Origin of the sequence: Iamia sp. SCSIO 61187, from assembly GCF_019443745.1 — a bacterium.
GTDB lineage: Bacteria > Actinomycetota > Acidimicrobiia > Acidimicrobiales > Iamiaceae > Iamia.
This window is the reverse complement of the sequence record NZ_CP050948.1, coordinates 3601631-3626793: the sequence shown is the minus strand read 5'-3', so window position 1 is coordinate 3626793 and position 25163 is coordinate 3601631. Positions and strand designations below refer to the sequence as shown.

At 74.1% G+C, this 25163-nt stretch carries 18 protein-coding genes; 9 read left to right on the top strand and 9 right to left on the bottom strand.

Annotated elements, in window-relative coordinates:
• Nucleotides 1-27 precede the first annotated feature (27 nt).
• Nucleotides 28-1254, bottom strand: coding sequence for a cytochrome P450 (locus tag HC251_RS17255; protein WP_219941848.1), 1227 nt, complete (start codon nucleotides 1252-1254; stop codon nucleotides 28-30).
• Nucleotides 1255-1385: 131 nt separating this feature from the next.
• Here HC251_RS17255 and HC251_RS17250 point away from each other — a divergent pair, with 131 nt between their 5' ends.
• Nucleotides 1386-2237 (top strand): patatin-like phospholipase family protein, encoded by an 852-nt coding sequence (locus HC251_RS17250; RefSeq protein ID WP_219941847.1) that lies wholly within the window; start codon nucleotides 1386-1388, stop codon nucleotides 2235-2237.
• A 53-nt stretch (nucleotides 2238-2290) separates the two neighbouring features.
• Here the strand turns inward: HC251_RS17250 and HC251_RS17245 are convergent, their stop codons facing one another.
• Nucleotides 2291-3055, bottom strand: coding sequence for a hypothetical protein (locus HC251_RS17245; protein ID WP_219941846.1), 765 nt, complete (start codon nucleotides 3053-3055; stop codon nucleotides 2291-2293).
• Between the two features lie 95 nt (nucleotides 3056-3150).
• Between HC251_RS17245 and HC251_RS17240 the strand changes: the two genes are divergently transcribed.
• The 3 genes from HC251_RS17240 (at nucleotide 3151) to HC251_RS17230 (ending at nucleotide 8453) form a co-directional block, all read left to right on the top strand.
• On the top strand, nucleotides 3151-3867 hold the full coding sequence (locus tag HC251_RS17240) for a hemolysin III family protein (RefSeq protein WP_219941845.1): 717 nt from the start codon (nucleotides 3151-3153) through the stop codon (nucleotides 3865-3867).
• 359 nt (nucleotides 3868-4226) lie between these two features.
• Nucleotides 4227-5696: a DEAD/DEAH box helicase gene (locus HC251_RS17235; protein ID WP_255566461.1), complete on the top strand. Its 1470-nt coding sequence runs from the start codon at nucleotides 4227-4229 to the stop codon at nucleotides 5694-5696.
• Between the two features lie 198 nt (nucleotides 5697-5894).
• Entirely contained in the window at nucleotides 5895-8453 is a 2559-nt protein-coding gene (locus HC251_RS17230) for a penicillin acylase family protein (protein ID WP_219941844.1), read from the top strand.
• A gap of 48 nt (nucleotides 8454-8501) precedes the next feature.
• On the opposite strand, the gene HC251_RS17225 is transcribed toward HC251_RS17230, so the two are convergent.
• Both HC251_RS17225 and HC251_RS17220 read right to left on the bottom strand, forming a co-directional pair.
• Complete coding sequence (locus tag HC251_RS17225) at nucleotides 8502-9488, bottom strand: VOC family protein (RefSeq protein WP_219941843.1); 987 nt, start codon at nucleotides 9486-9488, stop codon at nucleotides 8502-8504.
• Nucleotides 9481-10053, bottom strand: coding sequence for an RNA polymerase sigma factor (locus HC251_RS17220; RefSeq protein WP_370651255.1), 573 nt, complete (start codon nucleotides 10051-10053; stop codon nucleotides 9481-9483). Before HC251_RS17220 ends, HC251_RS17225 begins: the two co-directional genes overlap by 8 nt.
• 19 nt (nucleotides 10054-10072) lie before the next feature.
• On the opposite strand from HC251_RS17220, the gene HC251_RS17215 reads away from it, so the two are divergent.
• Nucleotides 10073-10978 carry an FkbM family methyltransferase gene (locus HC251_RS17215; RefSeq protein ID WP_219941841.1) on the top strand — a complete coding sequence of 302 codons (906 nt, stop codon included), beginning with the start codon at nucleotides 10073-10075 and terminating at the stop codon, nucleotides 10976-10978.
• On the opposite strand, the gene HC251_RS17210 is transcribed toward HC251_RS17215, so the two are convergent.
• A complete protein-coding gene (locus HC251_RS17210; RefSeq protein ID WP_219941840.1) occupies nucleotides 10975-11883 on the bottom strand; it encodes a TIGR03564 family F420-dependent LLM class oxidoreductase in 909 nt (302 codons plus the stop codon). The genes HC251_RS17215 and HC251_RS17210 overlap by 4 nt on opposite strands.
• Nucleotides 11884-11950: 67 nt before the next feature.
• Between HC251_RS17210 and HC251_RS17205 the strand changes: the two genes are divergently transcribed.
• Both HC251_RS17205 and HC251_RS17200 read left to right on the top strand, forming a co-directional pair.
• Nucleotides 11951-13483, top strand: a complete 1533-nt coding sequence (locus HC251_RS17205; protein ID WP_219941839.1) for an AMP-binding protein — start codon at nucleotides 11951-11953, stop codon at nucleotides 13481-13483.
• Nucleotides 13484-13559: 76 nt separating this feature from the next.
• A complete protein-coding gene (locus tag HC251_RS17200; protein WP_219941838.1) occupies nucleotides 13560-15200 on the top strand; it encodes a hypothetical protein in 1641 nt (546 codons plus the stop codon).
• Nucleotides 15201-15222: 22 nt separating this feature from the next.
• On the opposite strand, the gene HC251_RS17195 is transcribed toward HC251_RS17200, so the two are convergent.
• Both HC251_RS17195 and HC251_RS17190 read right to left on the bottom strand, forming a co-directional pair.
• A complete protein-coding gene (locus tag HC251_RS17195; RefSeq protein WP_219941837.1) occupies nucleotides 15223-16332 on the bottom strand; it encodes a serine hydrolase in 1110 nt (369 codons plus the stop codon).
• 29 nt (nucleotides 16333-16361) lie between these two features.
• On the bottom strand, nucleotides 16362-18095 hold the full coding sequence (locus HC251_RS17190) for a hypothetical protein (protein ID WP_219941836.1): 1734 nt from the start codon (nucleotides 18093-18095) through the stop codon (nucleotides 16362-16364).
• A 51-nt stretch (nucleotides 18096-18146) separates the two neighbouring features.
• Between HC251_RS17190 and HC251_RS17185 the strand changes: the two genes are divergently transcribed.
• Entirely contained in the window at nucleotides 18147-19754 is a 1608-nt protein-coding gene (locus tag HC251_RS17185) for an ABC-F family ATP-binding cassette domain-containing protein (protein WP_219941835.1), read from the top strand.
• Nucleotides 19755-19999: 245 nt separating this feature from the next.
• On the opposite strand, the gene HC251_RS17180 is transcribed toward HC251_RS17185, so the two are convergent.
• Nucleotides 20000-21955 carry a M13 family metallopeptidase gene (locus HC251_RS17180; protein WP_219941834.1) on the bottom strand — a complete coding sequence of 652 codons (1956 nt, stop codon included), beginning with the start codon at nucleotides 21953-21955 and terminating at the stop codon, nucleotides 20000-20002.
• Nucleotides 21956-22015: 60 nt separating this feature from the next.
• On the opposite strand from HC251_RS17180, the gene HC251_RS17175 reads away from it, so the two are divergent.
• Nucleotides 22016-23392: a DUF2252 family protein gene (locus HC251_RS17175; RefSeq protein ID WP_219941833.1), complete on the top strand. Its 1377-nt coding sequence runs from the start codon at nucleotides 22016-22018 to the stop codon at nucleotides 23390-23392.
• Between the two features lie 15 nt (nucleotides 23393-23407).
• On the opposite strand, the gene HC251_RS17170 is transcribed toward HC251_RS17175, so the two are convergent.
• Complete coding sequence (locus HC251_RS17170; RefSeq protein WP_219941832.1) at nucleotides 23408-25066, bottom strand: fumarate hydratase; 1659 nt, start codon at nucleotides 25064-25066, stop codon at nucleotides 23408-23410.
• Between the last annotated feature and the right edge of the window lie 97 nt (nucleotides 25067-25163).

Here is a 25163-nt window from a genome sequence, read left to right as displayed (position 1 = left end):
CCGGCGTCGCCCGCCTGCGACCTGGCGTCAGGCGTAGCGGACCGGGAGCTCCTTGACGCCGTTGAGCCAGCCCATGCGGAGGCGCTTGGGGGGACCGAGCGCCGAGATGTCCGGCGCCAGGTCGGCGATGGCCTCGAAGATCAGGTTGATCTCCATGCGGGCCAGGTTGGCGCCGATGCAGAAGTGGGCGCCGCCGCCCCCGAAGCCGACGTGGGGGTTCGGGTCCCGGAGGATGTCGAAGCGGTTCGGGTCGGTGAAGACCGCCTCGTCCCGGTTGGCCGAGCCGTAGAACAGCCCGACCCGCTCGCCCTTCTTGATCTCCTGCCCGCCGATGGCGGTGTCGGCCGTGGCCGTGCGCTGGAAGGCCACCACCGGCGTGGCCCACCGCACGATCTCGTCGGCCGCGGTGGCGGGGCGCTGCTCCTTGAACAGCTCCCACTGGTCCGGGTTGTCGAAGAAGGCCTGCATGCCGTGGGTGATGGCGTTGCGGGTCGTCTCGTTGCCGGCGACGGCCAGGATCATGATGAACCAGCCGAACTCCTCGGAGCTCAGGGCGCCGTCGGGCGAGTCGGCCTGCACCAGCCGGGTGACGACGTCGCCCATCGGGCAGGCCCGGCGCTCCTCGCCCATCGTGTAGGCGTAGGCCAGCAGCTCGGTCGCGGCGACGAGCGGGTCGCCGGTGAAGTCGGGGTCGGTCGCCCCGATCATCTGGTTGGACCAGTCGAAGATCCGGGCCCGGTCCTCCTGGGGGAAGCCGACCACGTCGGCCAGGGCCTGGAGCGGGAGCTCGGCGGCCATGTCGGTGACGAAGTTCCCCCGGCCCTGGGCGACGGCGTCGGCGACGATCCGGTGCGCCCGGGCCCGCAGCCCGTCCTCCAGCTTGGCGATGGCCCGGGGGGTGAAGCAGCCCTTGGAGATCACACCCCGCACCTCGGTGTGGTGGGGCGGGTCCATGTTGAGCAGCAGGAGGCGCTGCATGTCGATCGACTCCTCGATGCGCCCGCCCTCGAAGCTGACGATCGAGCCGTTCTCCCACGCCGACCAGCCCTCGCGGGCGCACGAGACGGCCTTGACGTCGGCGTGGCGGGACAGCACCCAGAACCCGCCGTCGGAGAAGCCCGAGGACTCCACGGTCTGGGCGTTCCACCAGACGGGCGCGGTGCGGCGGAGGAGGGCGAACTCCTCGAGCGGCACGCGCTCGGCGTAGAGGTCGGGGCTGGTGAGGTCCAGGCCGTCGAGGAGGGTGTCGGTCACGTCGCGCTCCTGCGTGATGGGGTGCCCTCACACTAGAACGCGTTCTCGTCTTCGCGGCCACACCCCCTGGTGGCCCGCCCCACGGCCGGGCCCCCTCGCGGCGGGCGCCCGGCGGTGAGAGGCTTCGGGCCGTGACCACGGCGTTCGTGCTGACGGGTGGGGCCAACCTGGGGGCCATCCAGGTCGGGATGCTGCTCGCCCTCGAGGAGGCGGGGATCCACCCCGACCTCTACGTGGGGACCTCGGTCGGCGCCGTCAACGCCACCTTCATGGCCGGCCGGCCCGGTGGGGGAGGGGCGCAGGCCCTGGCGGGCGTCTGGTCCCGGCTGCGGCGCCAGGACGTGTTCCCGACCACGCCGATGCGGAGCCTCCGCAGCGCCCGCGGCCGCGAGCCGGGGCTCGTGTCACCCGACGCCCTCGGGCGGCTGGTCCGCACCCACCTGCCCTACCGGGACCTCGAGCAGGCGCCGGTCCCGGTGACGGTCATCGCCGTCGACGTGTGCACCTCGGCCGACGTGGCCCTGTCTCGGGGCCCGGCGGTCGAGGCGGTGCTGGCCAGCGCGGCCATCCCCGGGATCTTCCCGCCGGTGGACCTCGGGGGGCGGACGTTCATGGACGGGGGCGTGGTCGACAACGCCCCGATCTCCCACGCCGTGGCCCTGGGGGCGGACACGATCTGGGTCCTGCCCGCCGGCTACGCCTGCGCCCTGCCCGAGCCGCCGCGGTCGGCGCTGGGCATGGCCCTGCAGGGGCTCAACGTCCTGGTCCAGCGGCGGCTCGCCCACGACCTCGAGGTGTACGGCGACCGGGCCGACATCCGGGTCGTGCCCCCGCTGTGCCCCGTCCGCGTCGCCCCGACCGACTTCAGCCGGTCGCAGCAGCTGGTCGAGGACGGGCGCCGGTCGACCCAGCAGTGGCTCCGCCGCGGCCGCACCGGCGGCGCCCCCATCGGCCCCCACGGCCACATGCACCTCGGCCACTGAGCGGCCGGCTGAGGACGCGGCGTGGACGCGACGTGCCTGGCACGTCGCGTCCCCTAGCTGGTGGCGGGCTCGTGGCGGAGGCCGACGGGGAGGCGGACGGCGACGGCCACGGTGCAGACGACGATGACGCCGGCGGCGGCCAGGGTGCCCCACGCGGCGATGGCGGCGACGACGGCGGCCACGACCTGGACGCCGACGACGCCCCAGCGGACGGGCGCCTCGAGGGCGTCGAGCCGCTCGTGCACGGCGCCCAGGGCCCCGGGCGAGGTGATGCGGGCCCCGAGCAGGACGACGAGGCCGCGGGCCAGCCCGAAGGCGACGCCGATGCCGAGGGCCTGGGCGGGCGAGGCGGTCAGCACCGCCAGCAGGGCGGTGAGGACGACGCCGGCGGTCATGATGTAGGTCGCCAGCCCCACGCCGATCTGCCAGCCGAAGCCGCCGCCGTAGACCCACGCCCGGTACCTCGCCAGCCAGGCGTCGTCGACCTGGCGGCGGAAGAACGGGGGCCGGGCGCCGAAGGTGCCGGCGTCGACCAGGGCGGCCAGGGCGGCCAGCACGGCGGCGACCCCGAGGGTGACGGTGGTGGAGGGGTCGAGGGCCGACAGGCCGAGGGCCAGCAGGGCGGCGCCCCCGCCGAGGGTCAGCCCGCCGAGGCCGGCGCCGACGATGAACCAGGTGGCGGTGACCCCGTAGCGGTGGCCCCGGGACCTCTCGGCCATCGGGGTGATGGTGGAGAGCATCGAGAGCCCGCACGGGCTCCAGGTCGAGCGGGTCGCGGCGGCGGCGGCCACGACGAGGGCGAGCAGCACGAGGAGCACGGGTCCACGGTAGCGGGGTCGGGTCGTCCGGTCAGGGGTCACCCCGCCCTCGGGGGGCAGGGTCGCAGCCGGTACGGTCGACTCACCCCCGAGGTGTGACGGCCGACGGAGGCACCAGCACCCGCCCCGAGGAGGTGAGCCCCATCGAGACCGTGGACGACGCCGTCAGCCACATCATGGCCGTGCTCGAACGCCCCCGCCTGCGGGGCCGGCTGCACCTGCTCGCCGCCGTCGTGTCGATCGGCGGCCTGGTCTGGCTGGTGCGGGCGGCCGAGAGCACCGAGGCCACCGTCGCCGCCTGGGTCTACGGCGTGACGTCGCTCCTGCTGTACGCCACGAGCGGGACCTACCACGTCTTCGCCCGCTCGCCCCGGGCCCGCCGGATCATGCAGCGGGCCGACCACTCGATGATCTACCTGCTCATCGCCGGCAGCGCCACGCCTGCCGCCCTCCTCCTCATCGACGGCTGGACCCAGGCCGCCATGCTCGGCCTCCTGTGGTCCGGCGCCGCCACCGGCGTGGTCATCAAGCTGGTGGCCTTCGAGCGGTTCCGGAAACTGGGTGGAGCCCTCTACATCGTCCTGGGCTGGGCCGGCCTGCTCGCCCTGCCGGCGTTCCTGGCCCACCCCGGCGCCCTCGCCCTCATGGTGGTGGCCGGCGTCCTCTACACGGTGGGCGCCATCCTCTTCGCCGCCGGCTGGCCCGACATCTCCCCCCGCTGGTTCGGCTACCACGAGGTGTGGCACGTCATGGGCGTGACCGCCGGGATCCTCCTGTTCGTGATGAACCTGGGCCTGATCAGCCAGGGCTGACCACCCGTCGGGGTCGATCGGCCCCATCCGTTCTGAGCCAGGACGTGGCCATCGGTGGCCGGATCCTGGCTCAGAACGGGCCCCCGATCGGGTCGGATCGTTGTGAGCCAGACGTCGGCCGTGGGTGGCCGGATCCTGGCTCAGAACGGTCCTCGCCCGGGGTGTGCCCGATGGCTCGTCGAACGGATGCGCGGTCGCGACCGGCCGCCCGGTACGGTGGCCGCTTCGGCACCACGCGTGCCTCTGTCCCGGTGCGCAGCCCGACGGCGATCCCGCCCTCTCGACCGGTCGACAGCTCGAACCCTGGCTCGCTGCGGCCCCTCGTCCCCCAGAGGCCGAGGTCGACCCCAGGAGCCTGAGTGCCCCCCACCTTCGCCGATCTCGGCGTGCCCGAGAAGCTCGTCCGCGCCCTCCACGAGCGCGGCCTCACCGAGCCGTTCCCCATCCAGGCGGCCACGCTGCCCGACGCCCTCGCCGGCCGTGACGTCTGCGGCCGGGCCCCGACGGGGTCGGGCAAGACCCTCGCCTTCGGCATCCCCCTCGCCGTCCGGGTCACCAACGCCTCGCCCAAGCGGCCCAAGGCCCTCGTGCTGGTCCCCACCCGCGAGCTGGCGGCCCAGGTCCGCGACGAGCTGGTCAAGCTGGTCAAGCCCTTCGGCCGGACCGTCCACGCCTTCTACGGCGGCGTCGGCTTCGGCGCCCAGGTGAAGGCCCTCCGCGCCGGCGTCGACATCGTCGTCGCCTGTCCCGGCCGCCTGGCCGACCTGATCCAGCAGGGCCACGTCCGGCTCGACCGGGTCGACATGGTCGTGCTCGACGAGGCCGACCGCATGGCCGACATGGGGTTCCTCCCCGAGGTCAAGCGCCTGCTCGACCAGGTGATGCCCGACCGCCAGACGCTGCTCTTCTCGGCCACCCTCGACGGCGACGTCGACGTGCTGATCAAGCGCTACCAGAGCAACCCCGTCCGCCACGGCGTGGACAAGGACGAGGACGAGCCGGTCAACCGGCACGTCCTCTGGCGGGCCGAGCGCGACGAGAAGGTCGCCCTCACCGCCGAGATCGTCCGGGCCCACTGGCCGGCCATCGTGTTCAGCCGGACCAAGCACGGTGCCGATCGCATCGCCCGCCAGCTGGGCAAGCTCGGCGTCGACGCCGTGGCCATCCACGGCAACCGCTCGCAGGGCCAGCGCGAGCGGGCGCTGCGGGACTTCACGTCGGCCCGGGCCCAGGCCCTGGTCGCCACCGACGTCGCCGCCCGCGGCATCCACGTCGACGGCGTGGCGTGCGTCGTCCACTTCGACGCACCACCGGACCACAAGGACTTCGTCCACCGCTCCGGTCGCACCGGCCGGGCCGGGGCCGAGGGCCTCGTCGTCACCCTGACCCCCCGGTCGGACGCCCGCGACGTGGCCAAGATGATGGGCAAGGCGGGCCACCCGGTCCACGCCGCCGACCCCGACGTCCGCAGCCTGGGCCAGCCGGCCCCGGTGCCGACCCGTCCGGCACCGAGCCCCGACGACCTGGCCCACCGCCCGGCCCCCTCGGGTGGCGGCGGCGGTGGTCGCTCGGGCGGCAAGCCCCGCAGCCGGAACGGTCGTCGCGACGACCGACCGGAGCGGCGCGACGACCGCGACCGTCGCCCCGCCGGCAACGGTGCGCCCCGCAAGCCCCGCGCCAGCGGAGCCAAGCTCAACAGCTCGGGCCAGCCCCGCCGCAGCGGCGGCAGCGGCGGGCCCGGCGGGCAGGGCCGTCCCGGTGGCGGCGCCAGCCGTCCGCCGGCCGGTGCCCGCTCCGGTGGCGGCGGCGGCCGTCGCCGCGGTCGCTGACCCACCCCTCTCCCACCCCACCGCCGCCCCGCGCCCGCGCGCGGGACCGCTGATCAGCTTCGCCCCGGCAACGCACGCGCGAGCCGGACGCGACCAGCACGCCCCGTCAGGCGCGGCGGACCAGGGGTGGGGAGCGGGGGTCGCGGTGTGCCAACCTGACCCCGCCTGACCGCGGGGTCAGGCGGAAGGGGACCTCCGTTGCGCACCCACCTCGCCCGTCGCGGCCTCGCCGTCGCGCTCGCCACCCTCGTCCTGGCCGTCGGCTGCTCCGGCGACGACGGGGGAGACGACGAGGCCCGTCCCGGCGACGACGCCGGGACCGACGTCGAGGTCCGGGGGGACGAGGGGGCCTACGAGGCGACGATCCGTCGCGACGCGGCCGGCGTCCCCCACATCACCGGCGAGACGGTCCGCGACCTCACCTTCGGCCAGGGCTGGGCCAGCGGCGAGGACCGGACCTGCGACCTGGCCGACCAGATCATCAAGGTGACGGGCCAGCGGGCCCGCTGGTTCGGACGCGGCGAGGAGGACGCCAACCTGGAGTCCGACGTCGCCTGGCGGGCCATCGGCATCGCCGAGGTGGCCGCCGCCGACTGGGAGGAGGCGAGCGACGAGGTCCGCGACCTCCTGACCGCCTACGCCGACGGCTGGAACGCCCACCTGGCCGACGTCGGGGCCGACGGCATCGGCGACTGGTGCGAAGGCGAGGAGTGGGTGCGCCCGGTCGAGCCGGTCGAGGTCTACACCTACGCCCGCGCCATCGCCCTCCAGGCCTCCAGCGGTGCCGTGGCCGACCTCCTGGCGACGGCCCAGCCCCCGGCGGCCGGCGACACCGCCCCGACCACCGAGCCGACGGCGGCGACGGTCGGGGCGACGCTCCCGGGGGCCATCGCCCCCGTGGCCGCCTCCAACGGCTGGGCCGTCGGCGCGGCCCGCTCGACCGAGGGCGGCGGGATGCTCGTCGGCAACCCCCACTTCCCGTGGGAGGGCGAGCTCCGGTTCTGGGAGGTCCACCTGACCGTCCCCGGCGAGGTCGACGTGTACGGCGTGCAGCTCTCGGGTGTCCCCGGCATCGGCATCGGCTTCACCGAGACCTTCGGGTGGACCCACACCGTGTCGGCTGGCAACCGCTTCACCGCCTACCGCCTGGACCTCGTGCCCGGCGACCCGACCCGCTACGTGTACGGCGACGAGGAGCGGGCCATCGAGCCCACCGAGGTGAGCATCGGGGTCATGGGCGACGACGGAGAGGTCACCGAGGAGACCCGCACGATCTGGCGCAGCCACTACGGCCCGATGCTCGACTTCCCCGGGTTCGGGTGGACCGACACGGCGGCTATCACCTTCCGCGACGCCAACATCGACAACGACGAGTTCGTCGAGCAGTACCTCCAGATGCTGCAGGCCGACGACCTCGACGACTTCATCGCCGTGCACCGCGACACCACCGGCGTCCCCCTGTTCAACACGGTGGCGACCTCCGCCGACGGCCGGGCCTGGTACGCCGACACCTCGGCCACCCCGGCGCTGTCCGACGAGGCCCTGGCCGCCTACGAGCTGTCGCTCGAGTCCGACCCGATCGTCGGCGTGGCGGCCGACAGCGGGGCGGTGCTCCTCGACGGGTCGGACCCGCTGTTCGAGTGGGAGGAGCGCGAGGGCGCCCGGGACCCGGGTCTGGTGCCGTACGACGAGATGCCGGTGACCGAGCGCGACGACTACGTGTTCAACGCCAACGACTCGTTCTGGATCAGCCACGCCACCGAGCTGCTCGCCGGCGACTACTCCCCGCTCCACGGGCGCCAGGGCGTCGCCCCGTCGGTCCGGACGCGGGAGAACGCGGTGGTGCTGGACGACACCACGCCGGAGGGGCCGGCCGGGGACGACGGCACCTTCACGCTCGACGAGCTGGCCGACGCCGCCCTCCAGAACCGCGGCTTCACCTCCCGGAGCCTGCTCGACGCCGTCGTCGAGCGCTGCACCGGCGCGGCGCCGGTCACCGTCGCCGCCCTCACCGACGACGAGGACGGCGAGGTGCTGCCGGCCGCCACCGTGGACCTGGCCGAGGCGTGCGCCGTCCTCGACGGCTGGGACGGGGTCTACGACCTCGACCGCGCCGGGGCCATCGTGTGGCGCGAGCTGATGGACGGCTTCAGCCGCGACGAGCTCTCCGACGCCGGTCCGGTCTGGGCCGAGCCGTTCGACCCGGCCGACCCGGTGGCCACCCCGTCGGGCCTGGCCCCGGCCCCCGCCGGCGAGGACCCGATCCTGGTCGCCCTGGCCCGGGCGGTCCAGATCCTCGACGCCGCCGGGATCGCCGTCGACACCCCGCTCGGCGAGGTCCAGCAGGCCGACCGCAACGGCACCCTGGTGCCGATCCACGGGGGCAACGGTGTCGACGGCACGACGAACGTGGTCGGCTACGGCGGCCGGGCGTCGATCCTCGACCCGACCCTCGACGAGATCGAGGTCGACTGGCTGGCCGACTTCTCCGACCTGGGTCGCTACGTCGGAGCGACGGGCGCCGAGCTCGACGGGTACCCGATCAACAACGGCACGTCGTTCCTCTACGCCCTCGCCTTCGGCGAGGACGGCCCCGAGGCCAAGGCGTTCCTCACCTACGGCGACACCGCCGACCGGTCGGACCCCCTCTACACCGAGGCGACCGAGGCCTTCTCCGACAAGGCGTGGCGCGACGTGGCCTTCACCGAGGACGACGTGGCCGCCGCCGCCGAGACCGAGGTCCGCGTCCAGGGCTGACGGACGCGTGGCACGGATGGTGCCCGGCACCATCCGTGGCGCCGGGGGTCAGTAGCCGGGGGCGGGGCGGAAGAGGTCGAAGCGGAAGCCCTGGTCGTCGACGCACTCGGCGTTGCCGCCCGACGGGTACTCGCTGCGGGCCAGGACCTGGCCGCCCAGCTCCTCGACCCGGGTGGCGTAGGCCTCGATGTCGTCGACCCGGAAGTAGACGGTGACGGCGCCGCCCGGCGTGGCGTCGTCGGTCGCCATGAAGCCCATGGGGAACCGGGTGTTGGCGACGTGGCCCCCGCCCTCGACGTTCCCGGGCTCGACCTGCCAGGCGAACAGGGCGCCGAAGAAGGCCCGGGCCCGATCGAGGTCGCGGGTGGCCATGGTGAGGTAGCCGGGCTCGACCGGGGGGCGCCCGCTCACCTGGTACTCGCGCACGTCGCCGAAGTCGCCGGGGTCGGCGTCGGCCGCAGCCGTCGCCCGCTCGGCCGAGATGGGCTGGGTGAGCATCCACCGGTGGCCCCACGGGTCGCGGACGATGGCGTTGCGGTTGCCGTGGAACTGGTCGGACGGCTCCCGCTCGCTCGCGGCCCCGTGCTCGACGGCGAGCCGGTAGGTGTGGTCGACGTCGACCACGTCGAGGTGCAGCGACACCGGCGTCCCGCCGTAGTGGCCGGGGCCGTGGACGTCGACCTCGGGGTACTCGTCGGCCAGCATCAGCCGGGACCCCCCGATGACGACCTCGGCGTGGCCGACCCGACCGTCGTCGCCGACGAAGCGGGACGTCTCGAGCGCTCCGAGGACGTCCCGGTACCAGTCGAGGGCGGCGGCGGCGTCGGCGACGGAGAGGTACGGCGTGAGGGCGGCGGCGGTGGTGGTGGCGGTGTCCGACACGGTGTCCTCCTGGGGACGGAGCTGGATGGGGGGGAGGTCGTCGGGGTCGGGGGCCAGGGCGGCCTCCAGCCGGGCCCGCAGGCGGTCCCGGAACGCGGGGTCGGGGGCCACCGGCGAGGCCGGCAGGCGCAGGGCGTCGAGCGGGTCAACCACGATCGGTCCCCCCTTCGGGGAGCGCCCGGCGGAACGCCGCCTTGGCCCGGATCAGCAGGGCCTCGGTGGCGTGGACGGTGCGGTCGAGGTGGTGGGCGACCTCGGGGACGCTGAGCCCGTCGAGGTAGCGCAGGGTCAGGGCGGCCCGGTGGTGCGGGCCCAGCGAGGCGAGCACGTCGCGGGCCACGGCGGCGTCGACCTCGCCGTCCCACGGGTCGTCCACGTCGCGGGCGGGTTCGGAGGCCAGGCGCAGAACCCGCCGGTCCTCGCGGGCGGTCCGGCGCCAGTGGTCGACCAGCTTGTGGCGGGCCACGCCGATCAGCCAGGGCACGCTCATGTGGGGGACCGTGCCCCGCTGGACCGCGTCGACGGCGGCCAGGAAGGTCTCGGACGTGACGTCCTCGGCGGTCGTACGGGACCCGCACCGCGGCAGCAGGTAGCCGTACACCTCGGGCAGGGCCCGGTCGTAGAGCTCGAGCAGCGCGGCGCCCTGGTCGGACGACGCCGGTTCCGGTGTCACGTCTGCCTCATCGTCGCCACCGTCGCTCCTCCGACGCCCGACCATCACCCCTATCCTCTCGGCCGTGGCTGACGGCGTCGTCCCCCCCGACTTCGAGGCGATGGTGGAGCTGTGCGCCCGCCAGGTGCTCCGCCCCGGCGACGGCGCCATCGATGCCGGCGCCCACAAGGGACGCCACCTCCGGCCCATGCTGGAGGCGGTCGGCCCGACCGGCCACGTCCTGGCCATCGAGCCGCTGCCCGACTGCCTGCGCCAGGTCCGGGACGAGCTGGGCGACCACCCGGGCCTGACCCTGGTCCCGGGGGTCCTCGGCCCCCGCCGGGAGACGCTGGAGCTCGTCGTGGCCCTCGACCGCCCCGAGGAGAGCAGCCTGCGGGCCCGGTCCAACTACTCCGGGCCCACCGCCCTCACGACCCTCGCGGTCGAGGCCCACCCCCTGGACGAGCTCGCCGCCGGGATGGCTCGCGTCGACTTCGTCAAGATCGACGTCGAGGGGGCCGAGGCCCTCGTGGTCGAGAGCGGCCTGCGCACCCTGGGGACCCACCAGCCGGTGATCACCTTCGAGCACGGCATCGGCATCGCCGACTTCGACGGCACCAGCGCCGGGCTGTTCGGCCTCCTCGACGGGCTGGGCGACCTCGTGTTCACCATCGACGGTCGCCGGCTCGCGTCGGCGCGCGACCTGGAGGAGGTCGTCGGCGCCGGGCAGATGTGGGACTTCGTGGCCATCCCGGCAGCGCACCCGCTGGTCGACTCGCTGCCGGCCCTGCTCGCCCACGAGATGGAGGTGCGGCGGGTCGTCGACGAGGGCATCGCCGCCGCCTACCGCTCGGTGCTGCACCGCGACCCCGACGCCGCCGGCCTGACCGCCTTCCGGCACGTGTGCCGCGAGCAGGGGCCCGAGGTGCTGGTCCGGATCCTCCAGGACTCCGACGAGGCCCGTGCGATGGGCGGCGACGGCTCGCCCTAGATCCGGGACCGGAGGAAGTCCCGGGTCCGCGCCGACTCGTCGGGGTCGCGGCTGTACTCCACGGCGACGAAGTCGGTGATCCCGCTGGCGACCATGGCGTCGAGCTGCCGCCCGGCGGCGGCCTCGTCGCCCACCACGGCGACGTCGGCGGGGCCGCCCGCCCCCTCGCGGTCGAGCATGGCCTTGTAGGACGGGAGGGTGTCGTACACGGCGAACGCCTTGGCCGCCCGGGCCCGGCCGTCGGCCTCGTCGTCGCAGACCAGCACCGGGAGGGCGCCGACGACCCGCGGGGCGGGGCGCCCGTCCTCGGCGGCGGCGGCCGTGATGGTCGGGACGATGTGGGTCCGGAGCGTCTCGGGCCCCGTCATCCAGGTGACGGTGCCGTCGGCGACGGCGCCGGCCAGGGCCAGCATCTTGGGCCCGAGGGCGGCGATCAGGACCGGGAACGGGCGGCGGGCGGCCATCGAGAGCCCGACCCGGGCGGTCAGGGTCTCGCCCTCGACGTCGACGGCGCCGTCGTGCACCAGCGGCATGAGGATCGAGAGGTACTCGCGCATGTGCCGCACCGGCTTGGCGAACGACATCCCGTACATCATCTCGATGACGATCTGGTGCGACAGGCCGATGCCCAGCACCAGCCGGCCGTCGGCCGCCTCGTTGGTCGTGACCGCCTGCGCCGCCAGCATCGCCGGGTGGCGGGGGTAGGTCGGGATGACGGCGGTGCCCAGCTCGATGTCGGGGACCTCCCGTCCGACCACCGCCAGGGCCGTGAGGGCGTCGTAGCCGAAGATCTGCGGCAGCCAGAAGCTGCTGAAGCCGTCGTCGAGGGCGGTCCGGGCGGCGGCCACGTGGTCGTCGAGGGTGCCGGTGGCGGCGACGTCGCCGCCGAAGATGCCGATGCGCATGGGCCCGTCCTACCCCACGGGGCGTCGGTCCGCGGCACGCTCGTGGTCTTGCCTATGGTCGCGGCCCATGAAGGTCCCCCTGACCGTGCGCGACTTCCTCGACCGGGCCGAGGTCGTCTACCCCGAGCGGGTCGCCGTGGTGGACGAGCCCGACCAGCCGGCACCGTCCCTCGGTGAGCTGACCTACGCCCAGCTGGCCGCCGGCGCCCGGGCCCAGGCCGCCGGGCTCGACCGCCTCGGCATCGGGGTCGGCGAGCGGGTCGCCATCGTGTCGCAGAACGCGGCCCGCCTGCTGACCGGCTTCTGGGGCGTGTCCGGGTGGGGGCGGATCTACGTCCCGATCAACTTCCGGCTGGCGCAGGCCGAGATCGCCTACATCGTCGAGCACTGCGGGGCGTCGATGCTCCTCTACGACCCCGAGGTGGCCGGCTCGGTGGAGGGCATCGACGTCGCCCACCGGGCCGAGCTGGGCTCGGCCGAGGCCGACGCCTTCCTGGCCCCGGGCGAGGAGCCGGCGCCCTGGGAGCCCGACGAGGACGTCACCGCGACCATCAACTACACGTCCGGCACCACCGCCCGCCCCAAGGGCGTGCAGCAGACCCACCGCAGCCTGTGGCTCAACGCCACCACCTTCGGCTGGCAGGCGGGGATCGACGACCGCGACGTCTACCTGCACACCCTCCCGATGTTCCACTGCAACGGCTGGGGGATGCCCTACGCGACCACCGGGATGGGGGCGACCCAGGTCGTCCTGCGCAAGGTCGACGGGGCCGAGATCCTGCGCCGCGTCGACCGCCACGGCGTCACCGTGATGTGCGGTGCCCCCGCCGTCGTGAACGCCGTGCTCGACGCCGCCGCCGACCTCGACGAGGTCCCGGGTGCCGGCCGCACCCGGATCGTCGTGGCCGGCGCCCCGCCCCCGACGCGCACGATCGAACGGGTGGAGAGCGAGCTGGGCTGGGAGTTCATCCAGATCTACGGCCTGACCGAGACCGCCCCCCTGCTGACCATGAACCGGGGCCGGGCCGAGTGGGACGACCTCGCCCCCGCCGACCGGGCCCAGCTGCTCGGCCGGGCCGGTGCGCCCGCCCTCGGCGTGACCCTGGGCGTCACCGACGACGGCGAGGTGACGGCCCGGGCCAACATGGTGATGGAGGGCTACTGGGACCAGCCCGAGGCCACCGCCGCCGCCATCGTCGACGGGCGGTTCCACACCGGCGACGGCGGCTCCATCGACGAGCAGGGCTACCTCACCATCTCGGACCGCAAGAAGGACGTGATCATCTCCGGCGGCGAGAACGTGTCGTCCATCGAGGTCGAGGACGCCCTCTTCAGCCACCCGGCGGTGGCCGAGGCGGCGGTGATCGGCGTCCCCGACGAGAAGTGGGGCGAGCTGGTGCTCGGCCTCGTCGTGCTGGTCGAGGGCGAGAGCGTCACCGAGGACGAGCTCCGCGAGCACTGCCGCCCCCGGCTGGCCGGCTACAAGATCCCCAAGCGCATCGAGTTCCGCTCCGAGCTGGCCCGCACCGCGACCGGGAAGCTGCAGAAGTTCAAGCTGCGGGGCCCCTACTGGGAGGGCCACGATCGCCAGGTCAGCTGACGAGCGCCGGGACCTCCCCCTCGACCACATCCTCATCGGGCTGGCGCTGGCCCCGTTCGTCGCCGCCGCCGCGGCGATGGTCTTCGGCGTCGGGTCGTCGTACCTGCCGGTGTCGGACCTGGCCCTGTCGGAGATGCTCGTCCGCGACGTCGGCCGCCACCCCCTCTACGAGGGCCTCTACTCGCGCGACGACTGGAGCCACCCGGGTCCGCTCCTCTACATCCTGCTGGCGCCGTTCTACTGGCTGACCGGCGGGTCCTCGATCGGACTCGGGCTGGGGACGCTCGCGATCAACGGCGCCTCGGTCGTCGGGATGGGGATCGTGGCCCGGCGCCGGGCCGGGACGGCGGCCATGGTGGCGACGTTCCTCGCCGTCGGGCTCCTGCTGCGGACCCTCGGGGCCGACATCTGGGGCGACGCCTGGAACCTCCACGTGACGATCGTGCCCTTCGCCCTCCTCGGCTTCCTGGTCTGGGCCCTGCTCGACGGGGACCTCTGGGTCCTGCCCGTCGCCGTGTTCGTGACGTCCTTCCTGGCCCAGACCCACGTGGGGTTCCTGCCCCTGGCCGTCCCCCTGCTCGGCGTGGGCGTCGCCGGGGTGGCGCTGGCGGCCTGGCGGAGCGACGACCCCGACCGGTGGCGGCGCCTCGTGCGCCCCACCGCGGTCGCCACCGCCGTGGGCGGGGTCCTGTGGCTGCCCCCGCTGATCGACATCGTCGACGGCCCGCCCCGGAACCTGGGCAACATCGTGCGGTGGTTCCGCGACGCCGAGGGCGGGGTGGCGACGGTGGGCGACGGGCTGAAGGTCGTGAGCGGGCCCTTCGGCGTGCCGCCGGAGTGGGCCACCGTGCGCCAGCCCTTCGGGACCTTCGGCGAGTCCCACTACCTGGAGGACCCGGTCGTCCCGTGGCTCCTGCTGGCGGTGGCCGTCGCCGGGGTGGTGCTGTGGCGGCGCCGGCCGACGGGCCGGCCGCTGCTGGTGGTGCTGGTCACCATGCTCGCCCTGGGGGTGGCCGCCGTCGCCCGGACGGTGGGGCCGCAGTTCGAGTACCGGCTGCTGTGGACCTGGGTCCCGCCCGTGGTGGCCTTCGTCGTCGTCGCCCTGGCCGGGTGGACCTGGCTGGCCGAGAGCCACCGCTCGGCGGCCCGGTGGGTGGGGGCGGCGGCGGTGGCGTGCGTCGCCGTCCTCGCCCTCGTGAACGGCGTCGCCGGGGTGCGGGCCGGCACCTTCGACGAGGGCAACTCCGACGTGATGGCGGCGATCACGCCACCGGTGGTCGAGGCCGTCGAGGACGTCGACGAGCCGGTCCTGGTCACCGACCCGTTCCAGGCGGGGGCGTGGTACGCCCGGGGCCTGGTGCTCCAGCTCGAGCGGCGGGGGATCGAGGCCGTGGTGCCACCGGAGCGCCGCTGGGAGCAGTCGCCCCACCGGATCCACGACGGCGGCCCCGTCGGGGCCACGCTCGTGGTCGTCACCGACCGGTCGGTGGCGGACTACCTCGAGGACCCCGACCTCGAGCTGATCGTCGAGTGGTCCGACGCCAGCCCCGAGGAGCTGGACGCCCTGGACGCGGCCATGGACCGGATCGAGGCGGACCGGGTGGCCGGGCGCATCGATGACGAGCGGGCCAGCCTGCTCGCCGGCGACCTCGTCGCCCCGCTGCAGGCGGCCACCGACGCCACCTTCTACCGGGTGGCGGTGTTCCGCACCCGGTAGCGGACCCGGTGACGCCGGTCCGTCAGGCCGGGATGCGGGGGAACAGGTCGACGATGCCCCAGAGGTGCTCGTTGAGCGCCTCGACCTGGTCCGACGCCGTCTTGCCGTTGCGGAACACCACGAGGTCCCGGTCGGGCACGAGCAGGAGCCGCTGGCCCTCGAAGCCGTGGGCCATGAAGCCGCCGTCGTCGCGACCGGCTCGCGCCCACCAGTGGGCGCCGTGGAAGATGCCGGGGTCGAGCGGGCTCTCCGAGCGCGGCGTGCGCCCGTGGTCGATCCAGGCGCCGGGCACCAGCTGGCGCCCGTCCCACTGCCCGCCCCGCAGGACCAGGAGGCCCAGGCGCAGCCAGTCGCGCAGGGTCAGGTCGAGGTAGGACGACGCCACCCACAGCCCCGACCCGTCGAAGCCGAGCGACAGGCTCGTCACCCCGATCGGGTCGAACAGGAGCTCGCGCAGCACGCGGGTGACGACGTCGCCCTCGATCTGGAGCACCCGCTGGAGGCACCCCTGCACGATGTTCGTCGTGCCCGAGGAGTAGGTGTAGGCCTCCGGCGACCCCGGCTCGTGGACGAGCGGGAAGCCGGCCGCGAAGGCGGCCATGTCGGACGACGCCTCGCCGTAGAGCATGGCCACCACGTCGGGGATGTCCTCGGACCCGAATCCCTCGTAGACCTCGGCCCACTGCAGCCCGGCCCGCATCTGGAGCAGGTGGTCCCACGTGATGGCGGACCGCTCGTCGTCGGCCCAGGCCGGCACCGGGGCGGGGTCGGTGACGCGCAGGTGCCCCTGCTCCTGGGCGATGCCCACGAGCAGGTGGCACACGCTCTTGGCCATCGACCACGAGTGGAGGGGGGTCGCCGGCGTGATGGGCCCCGGCTGCACGCCGGCCAGCTCGGCCAGCGGGCCCATCTCCACCTCGCCGTAGCGCTCGGCCACGATCCGCCCCCGGTGCACGACGGCCACGGCGTTGGTGTGGCCCACCGCCGGGTCCTGGTCCGGTCCGAGGACCCGGTCGAGCCGGGCGTCGAGCTCGTCGGCGGCGACCTCCGGTGGCGCCGGGGCCTCCTCCCAGGCCGTGGTGGGCCAGGCGACGTCGTCGGGGTGGGGCGGGAAGGGACGCAGCTCGGCCATCGCGCCGGACCGTAGCGTCGCCGGCCCGCTCAGCCCGGGGGCGGGGCGGACAGCCAGACCGTGTAGCGCGGGCCCCGCTCGGCCAGGTCGCGCAGGGCGTCCATGGTGGCCCGGTCGGCGCCCTGCCGCAGGAGGCTCTCGCGCCCGAACGCCAGCGCCCCGACCGCGTCCGTCGGCCCGAGGCCGACCTGGTCCCGGACCGCGTCCTCGAGCTCGCCGATGCGGGCCCGCTCCGCCGGGGTGAGGCGGTCGAACACGGCCAGGAGGGTGGCCCCCGGGGTCGGCGGCCGGTCGTCGATCGTCGAGGTGGCGACGACGAAGAGGGTCTGGCGCGAGGGATCTTCGGTGACGCGGTGGTCGCCCATCTGGTCCCGGAACGAGGGCGGGAACCGGATGTCGTAGCCGGCGTCGTCCAGCGCCACGCCGAGGCCGGTGGCCACCGCCCCCAGGTCCTGGTCACCGGCCACCGCCACGGTGTAGCGCCCCTCCCGGGGGAGCCCGTCGGGGATCTGGTCGAGCAGGTCGGCGGCGGCCTCGCTCGACCCCTCCAGCGGGACGGCGTCGGGGTCGGCGACCACCGCACCGGTGACGACGACCCCGACCAGGACGACGCCGAGGGCCAGGACCGGCACGACCCGCCGGGTCGTGCCGGCCCCGACCATCCCGGTGACGACCCGCCACGCCGCGGTGGCGATCACGGCCCAGGTCAGCACGCCCACGGCCCAGGTCCAGCGGTACAGGTACGCGGCCTGGACGAAGTCGATGCGGGTGCTCGCCCCGATGGCGGCGACCAGGGCCACGAGAGCCACCAGGACCGTGGCCCCGAGCCGTCGGTCGCCGAGGCGCCGTGCTCCCAGCCCGGCGAGGAGCAGGCCGACGACGGGGACGGCGAGGGTCCAGGGACGGGGGTCGCCGGCGAGCGAGCCGGCCCCGCCCACCCCGGCCCAGGCGGGGACGATCCCCAGGTGGTCGGCGGTCACGTCCAGGGCGATCGAGGTGTCCTGGAGCTCTTGGGGCGACCGCAGGTAGTCGACCATGGCGCTGAGGTTGCCCTGGTCGGCGGTCAGCTGGTCGACGATGGGCCCCGACCACAGGAGCAGCCCGACGCCCACGGCCACCGCGAGCCACCGCCCCGACGGGCGGTGGCGGCGGACGGCCAGGATCGCCACCGTCGCGGCGGTGGCGGCGAGGACGACGAGGACGGGTCCGAGGTGGGACTGGAGCGCCCACGACGCCGCGACCACGACCACGGGGAGGGCGCCGTCGGTCCCGAAGGCCACCGCGAGGAGGCCCAGCAGGGCGACCAGCAGGGGGATCGTGCCCACGTAGGGGTTCCACACGTCGACCAGGCCGTGGGCCTCGATCGCCGCCTCGGCCACCAGGAGGCCGCCCGTGACGGCGAGGGCCAGGGCGGCCCCACCGACCCGTCGGGCCAGGGCCACGGCGGTGGCGGCGCTGACGGCGTTCACCAGTCCGATCGTGGCCATGATGCCGGCCGGGCCGAGGAGCCGGTACCCCGGGGCCGTGACCCAGAACACCAGCGGCCCCGGGTGCGACCAGCCCTCGCGGGAGTAGGGGCCGACCAACGGGGTGCGCCGGGTGAAGACGTCGGCGATGCGGGCCACCTGGCCGGCCTGGTCGCTGGTCGGCGTCCACCCCTCGCGCAGGGCGAGCACCGTCGCCACGAGGATCGGGGCGGCCGCCACCAGCGGCGCCCAGCGGGCGAGGGCGGCGCCGGGGCCGGTGGCTGACGGCTCCCGCATGGCGGGCAAACGGTAGTTGGTGCGGGGCCCCTGACGTGGCAGCCTCGACCGGTGCTCACGGTGAACGGACTGCGCGTCGACGTCGGAGGGACCATCCTCCTCGACGGCATCACGTTCTCGGTGCGCGCCGGCGACAAGGTCGGCATCGTCGGCCGCAACGGCGCCGGCAAGACCACCATGCTCAAGATCCTGGGCGGTGACGCCGAGCCCAGCCGGGGCACCGTCCGCCGCGAGGGCGGCGTCGGCTACCTGCCCCAGGACCCCCGCCTCGACGGCGTCCCCGACTCCCGCACCGGGCTCGAGCACGTCCTGTCCGGTCGCGGCTTCGACGAGGCCGTGGTCCGCATGGAGAAGCTCCGGCTGGCGATGGAGGAGGACCCCTCCGACCGGGCGGTCAGCCGGTTCACCCGGGCCGAGGAGCGCTTCCGCCTCGAGGGCGGCTACCAGGCCGAGAGCGAGGTCCGCCGCCTCGCCGCCGGGCTCGGCCTCCCCGACGACCGCCTCGACCTCCCCCTGGCGGCTCTGTCGGGCGGCCAGCGCCGCCGGGTCGAGCTGGCCCGCATCCTCTTCGCCGGCAGCGACCTGCTGTTCCTCGACGAGCCGACCAACCACCTCGACAGCGACGCCAAGGAGTGGCTCCTCGACTACATGCGCCGCTACCGGGGTGGGCTGATCGTCATCAGCCACGACCTCGACCTCCTCGACGAGGCCATCACCCGCGTCATCCACCTCGACCGCGGCGGCCACGACGAGGTCGGCACCCTCCACGAGTACCGGGGCACCTACTCGCAGTACCAGCACCAGCGCGAGGCCGACGAGGTCCGGCTGCGCAAGGAGGCGGCCGCCCGGGAGAAGGAGGTCGACCGGCTCCAGACCATCGTCGACCGCTTCGGGGCCAAGGCCACCAAGGCGGCCATGGCCCACAGCCTGGAGAAGCGCATCGCCCGCATCGAGGCGACGGCGACCGAGGGTCCGAAGCGGCAGATCGTCACCAAGGTGCGCTTCCCGGACCCGCCCCACGCCGGGCGGACCGTGCTCGAGGTCGAGGACCTCTCGGTCTCCTACGGCGACCTCGACGTGTTCGCCGACGTGGAGTTCTCCATGGGCCGGGGCGAGCGGATGGTCGTGATGGGCTTCAACGGCGCCGGCAAGACGAGCCTCCTGCGCTCGATCGCCGGCGTGCAGGAGCCGACCTCCGGCGCGGTGCGCACCGGCCTCGGCGTGGTCGTCGGCTACTACGCCCAGGAGCACGAGGGCCTCGACCCCCACCGGAACCTGGTCGACCAGCTCCGCGACGCCTCGACCGGCCAGTCCGAGTCCGAGCTCCGGGGCCTGCTGGGCATGTTCGGCCTCACCGGTGACAAGGTCTTCCAGGAGGCCGGGACCCTCTCGGGCGGCGAGAAGACCAAGCTGGCCCTCAGCCAGCTGGTCGCCGGGCGCAACAACCTGCTCCTGCTCGACGAGCCGACCAACAACCTCGACCCGGGGTCGCGCGACGCCGTCGCCGCGTCCCTCGCCGAGTGGCCCGGCACCATCCTCCTCGTCAGCCACGACACCGACTTCGTCCGGGCCCTCAAGCCCGACCGGGCCCTCTACATGCCCGACGGGCAGGTCGACTACTGGTCCAACGACCTCCTCGACATGGTGGCGTTGGCCTAGCGGCCTCTCGTCAGGAACCTCGCTTCGCTCGGTTCCTTCCTCGAACTGAAGGAGCTCGCTGCGCTCGCGCTGAGGGCCCCAGAGGCGGACGGCTCGTTCCTCGCCGACACGCCTCTTCGTCGGGGGGAGACCCCCCGGAACCCCCCAGCGGCGTCGCCGGGCGAGGATCTCCGGCGGGAGATCCGGTCAGGTCGCGGGCGAGCGTCGTCTGCCTCCGCTCCTCCGCGAACGAGCGACGAGAGGACTCACCAGATGCGGATGCGCTGGTCCTCGGGGAGGTACATGCCGTCGCCCTCGGTCGTGCCGAACTCCTCGTGGAACTCGGTGAGGTTGCGCACCACGTTGGCCCGCAGCTCGGGCGGGGCGTGGGGGTCGATGGCGAGGCGGCGGATGCGCTCCTCGTCGCGGGTGACGGTGCGCCACACCTGGCCCCAGCCGAGGAAGACCCGCTGCCGGCCGGTCAGCCCGTCGATCACGGGTGCCTCCCGGCCCTCGAGGCTGAGCTCGTAGGCGGCCAGGGCGATGCCGATGCCCCCCAGGTCGCCGATGTTCTCGCCCACGGTCAGGCCGCCGTTGACGGCGTGGTCGGGCAGCCCGTCGAGCTCGAAGGCGTCGTATTGGGCGATGAGCGCCTGGGTGAGGCGGTCGAAGGCCTCGCGGTCGGCGTCGGTCCACCAGTCGGACAGGTTGCCGTCGCCGTCGTAGCGGCTGCCCTGGTCGTCGAACCCGTGGCCGATCTCGTGGCCGATGACGGCCCCGATGCCCCCGAAGTTCATGGCGTCGTCGGCCTCGGGGTCGAAGAACGGCCAGCGGAGGATCGCCGCCGGGAAGACGATCTCGTTCATCCCGGGGTTGTAGTAGGCGTTGACCGTCTGCGGCGTCATGTGCCACTCGTCGCGGTCGATGGGCTGGCCGATCTTGGCCAGGTTGCGGTCGGACTCGAACGCCGCCGCCCGCCGCACGCTGCCCAGCAGGTCCGACCGGTCGATCTCCAGCGACGAGTAGTCCCGCCACGTGTCCGGGTAGCCGACCTTCGGGGTGAAGCGGTCGAGCTTGTCGAGCGCCCGCTGCCGGGTCTCGGGGGTCATCCACGCGAGCTGCGAGATGCGGGTGCGGTAGGCCTCGACCAGCCAGTGGACGAGGCGGTCCATCCGCTCCTTGTGCTCGGGCGGGAAGTGGCGGGCGACGTAGAGCTGGCCGACGGCCTCGCCCATGGCCGCCTCGACGACCTGCACGCCGCGCTTCCACCGCTCGCGGAGCTCGGGGATCCCCGACAGCGTCGTCCCGTAGAAGCGGAAGCTGTTCTCGACGAACCGGCTCGACAGGTAGGGCGCCGCCGCTCGCACGTGGTGGAACACCATCCACGCCTTCCAGTCGTCGAGGGGGACCTCGCCCAGCAGCCGGGCGGCGGCCTCGACCGCTGACGGCTGGCGGACCACGACCTCGGCGAAGGCGGCGTCGGGGGCGGCCAGCCCGTCGAGGTAGCCGGGCCAGTCGAAGCCGGCGGTGGCCGCCTCCAGGGTCGCCCGGTCCTGCTTGTTGTGGGTCTTGATGGCGTCGCGGCTGTCGACCGCGGTCCAGTGGGCCGCGGCCAGTGCCGTCTCCAGGGCCATCACCCGGTCGGCGGCGCCGCCCGGGTCGGGCTCGTCGACCGACCGCAGGACGGTGGCCACGTGCTCGACGTAGGCGGCCCGGATCGCGGCGTGGGCCTCCTCGCGGTAGTAGGCCTCGTCGGGCAGGCCGAGGCCGCCCTGCACCACGTTGACGATGTAGCGGGTGGCGTCGTCGCCGTCGTTGTCGACGAAGAAGTCGATGACGCCGGCCGTGCCGTGGCGCTGGAGCCGCCCCATGAGGGCGACGAGGGCATCGACGGACCCGACGGCGCTGATCTCGGCCAGGTCGTCGGCCAGGGGCTCGGCGTCGCGCCGTTCGACCTCGTCGACGTCCATGAACGCGGCCCACAGGTCGCCGACCTTGCGCTCGTCGGTCCCGGGCCCGGCGTCGCCGGCCGCGGCCTCCTCGAGGATGGCCCGGACGTCGATCTCGGACTGGTCGTGGAGCATGTGGAAGGCGCCGTGCTGGGCCCGGTCCGGGGGGATCTCGGTCGCCGCCACCCAGCGACCGTTGACGTGGGCGAAGAGGTCGTCCTGGGGCCGCACGTCGGGGGAGAGCTCGTCGAGGTCGATGCCGCTGTGGGTCATGGCGTGGGAGCCTACGGTCGCGCCCGCCGCACCCGGACGGGTGAGCCATGATCACCACCCATGGCCGCCGTCCTGCCCGCCCACGCCGATCGAGCCGACCCCTTCCGCCGGTACGCCGAGCTGCGTGCCGCCGGCGAGGTCGAGGTCCCACCGCACCTGCTCGGCCCGCGGGAGCGGCGCCTCCACGTGCGCAACACCCTGGTCGAGGATCACGCCGTCCGGCTCCTCGACACGCCCGAGGCGGTGGCGTCGAAGTTCGCCCTCCTCGTCGCCTCCCCGTTCTCGTTCTTCCGGGGGACGGCCCTGCTGTACTACCGCGACCACGCCGGCGTCGACGGCCACCTCCCCGCCGTGTTCTGCATCGGCGACATCCACCCCGAGAACTTCGGGATCATGCCCAGCGCCGCCGGCCACCCCTTCTTCGCGCCCAACGACTTCGACGAGGCGTGGATCGCCCCGTTCACCTACGACGTCAACCGGGGGGCGGTCGGGTTCTGGATGGCCGCCGCCGAGAAGGACCTGGGCAAGGGGTCCCGGCGGCGGACCGTCCGGGCGTTCGTGCAGGGCTACCTCGACGGCCTGGTCGACTTCGCCCGGGACGACTCCGAGCACACCCACCAGATCACCGAGGACTCCTGCCCGGCGGTGCTGGCCCCGGCGTTCGCCAAGGCCCGCCGGTCGCGGGCGAAGTTCCTGGCCAAGCGCATCGACCTCGACGCCCACCGGTTCCTGGCCGACGAGCGGGTCGAGCCCCGGGCCGACCTGGTCCCCCTGCTCGAGCCGGTCGTCGCCGACTACGCCGACTCCCTGGGCGGTGGCCCGGCGCGGCCCGAGGGGTTCTTCCGGGTCCACGACGTCGCCCTGCGCCACGGAGGCGGCACCGCGAGCCAGGGTCTGGCCCGGTTCTGGGTGCTGCTCGACGGGTGGGGCCCCGACGCCACCGACGACGTCATCATCGAGCTCAAGATGGCCCGGCGCTCTGCCCTGTACGGCCTGGTGCCGGCGACCTCGTTCGACGCCCGCACCTCGGCCGAGCGCATCGCCCTGGCCCACTCGGAGTTCCTGGTCGACGGTGACGCCCTCTACGGCGCGGCCGAGATCGAGGGCCGCTCGTTCGTGGTGCGCGAGCGCAGCCCCATGAAGGTGAACATCAGCGTGGCCGACCTCGACGGCGACGCCCTCCTGTCCTACGCCGAGGTGTGCGGCCGGGCCCTGGCCCAGACCCACGCCCGCTCCGAGTCGCACCTGCTCGACGTGGGCGAGGGGCCGGGCGCCGAGATCGGCATCCTGCGGGTGGTGCAGCCCACCGTGTTCGTCGCCGACACCGTCGAGTGGGCCGAGGAGGGCGCGGCGCGGGTCCTCGCCGACCACCGCCTCTTCTGCGAGGACCTCGAGCGGGGCGCCTTCGACGCCCCCGGGACGCTCCTCGAGCCCTGACGGGCGAGCGGTGCCTCAGCCCCGGCCGAGGCGCATCGTCTTGGACGACAGGTCGATGGGCCGGCTGACCTCGGCGAAGAAGTCGTTGCCCTTGTCGTCGACGACGATGAAGGCCGGGAAGTCCTCGACCTCGATGCGCCAGACGGCCTCCATGCCCAGCTCGGGGTACTCGAGCACCTCGACCTTGCGGATGCAGTCCTGGGCCAGGCGGGCCGCGGGGCCGCCGATCGACCCGAGGTAGAAGCCGCCGTGGCGCTGGCAGGCGTCGGTGACCTGCTGGCTGCGGTTGCCCTTGGCCAACATGACGAGCGACCCGCCGGCGGCCTGGAAGCGCTCGACGTAGGCGTCCATGCGCCCGGCGGTGGTGGGGCCGAAGGAGCCGGAGGCGTAGCCCTCCGGGGTCTTGGCCGGCCCGGCGTAGTACACGGGGTGGTCGCGCAGGTACTGCGGCATCTCGCCGCCGGCGTCGAGCAGCTCGGCGATCTTGGCGTGGGCGATGTCGCGGGCCACGACGACGGTGCCGGTCAGCGAGAGCCGGGTCTTGACCGGGTGCCTGCCCAGCTCGGCCCGGATCTCGGCCATGGGGCGGTCGAGGTCGATGCGCACGACGTCGCCCCCGAGGCCCTCCTCGGTGACCTCGGGGAGGTACTGGGCCGGGTTGCGCTCGAGCTCCTCCAGGAACACGCCCTCGGCGGTGATCTTGGCCCGGGCCTGGCGATCGGCCGAGCACGACACGGCGATGCCGACCGGGCACGAGGCGCCGTGGCGGGGGAGGCGGATGACCCGGACGTCGTGGCAGAAGTACTTGCCGCCGAACTGGGCGCCGATGCCGAACGCCTGGGTGAGGGCCAGGACCTCCTGCTCCATCTCCAGGTCCCGGAACCCGTGGCCGAGCTCGGAGCCCTCGGTGGGGATGGTGTCGAGGTAGCGGGCCGACGCCAGCTTGGCCGTCTCCACCGCCATCTCGGCCGACGTGCCCCCGATGACGACGGCGAGGTGGTACGGCGGGCAGGCCGAGGTGCCCAGCAGCCGCAGCTTCTCGTCGAGGAACTGGAGCAGGCTCTGCGGGTTGAGCAGGGCCTTGGTCTCCTGGAAGAGGAACGACTTGTTGGCCGAGCCGCCGCCCTTGGCCATGAAGAGGAACGAGTAGGCCGACCCGTCGACGGCGCCGATCTTGATCTCGGCCGGGAGGTTGGTCTTGGTGTTGACCTCGTCCCACATCGTCAGCGGGGCCATCTGCGAGTAGCGCAGGTTGTCCTTCTGGTACGTGTCGAAGATGCCGCGGGCGAGGGCGGCCTCGTCGCCGCCGCCGGTCAGCACCAGCTCGCCCTTCTTGGCCTTGACGATGGCCGTGCCGGTGTCCTGGCACATGGGGAGGATCCCGCCCGCCGAGATGTTGGCGTTCTGCAACAGGTCGTTGGCCACGAAGCGGTCGTTGGCCGACGCCTCGGGGTCGTCGAGGATCCGCCGCAGCTGGGCCAGGTGCCCGGGCCGCAGGAAGTGGGCGATGTCGTGCATGGCCTCGGCCGCCAGGGCGGTGAGCACCCGCGGCTCGACGGTGAGGAACGTCCGCCCCGCCGCCTCCACGGTGGCCACGCCGTCGAGGTCGAGCCTCCGGTACGACGTCGGGTCGGGCCCGGTGGGCAGCAGCTCGGTGAAGGCGAACTCGGTCATGGCGCCGACGCTACGACCGCGCGCCACCCCCGGCGAAGCGACCCCTGCGAACCTTGTCCGGAAGTCCCCCTCTGCGGCAGGGTTCCGGACAAGGTTC

What these genes read in the sequence shown, in the direction of transcription:
- HC251_RS17220 (WP_370651255.1), bottom strand. Translation starts at nt 10,053, where the DNA reads ATGGTCGGGCGTCGGAGGAGCGACGGTGGCGACGATGAGGCAGACGTG.
- HC251_RS17210 (WP_219941840.1), bottom strand. Translation starts at nt 11,883, where the DNA reads ATGCGCATCGGCATCTTCGGCGGCGACGTCGCCGCCACCGGCACCCTC.
- HC251_RS17205 (WP_219941839.1), top strand. Translation starts at nt 11,951, where the DNA reads ATGAAGGTCCCCCTGACCGTGCGCGACTTCCTCGACCGGGCCGAGGTC.
- HC251_RS17200 (WP_219941838.1), top strand. Translation starts at nt 13,560, where the DNA reads ATGGTCTTCGGCGTCGGGTCGTCGTACCTGCCGGTGTCGGACCTGGCC.
- HC251_RS17195 (WP_219941837.1), bottom strand. Translation starts at nt 16,332, where the DNA reads ATGGCCGAGCTGCGTCCCTTCCCGCCCCACCCCGACGACGTCGCCTGG.
- HC251_RS17190 (WP_219941836.1), bottom strand. Translation starts at nt 18,095, where the DNA reads ATGCGGGAGCCGTCAGCCACCGGCCCCGGCGCCGCCCTCGCCCGCTGG.
- HC251_RS17180 (WP_219941834.1), bottom strand. Translation starts at nt 21,955, where the DNA reads ATGACCCACAGCGGCATCGACCTCGACGAGCTCTCCCCCGACGTGCGG.
- HC251_RS17175 (WP_219941833.1), top strand. Translation starts at nt 22,016, where the DNA reads ATGGCCGCCGTCCTGCCCGCCCACGCCGATCGAGCCGACCCCTTCCGC.
- HC251_RS17170 (WP_219941832.1), bottom strand. Translation starts at nt 25,066, where the DNA reads ATGACCGAGTTCGCCTTCACCGAGCTGCTGCCCACCGGGCCCGACCCG.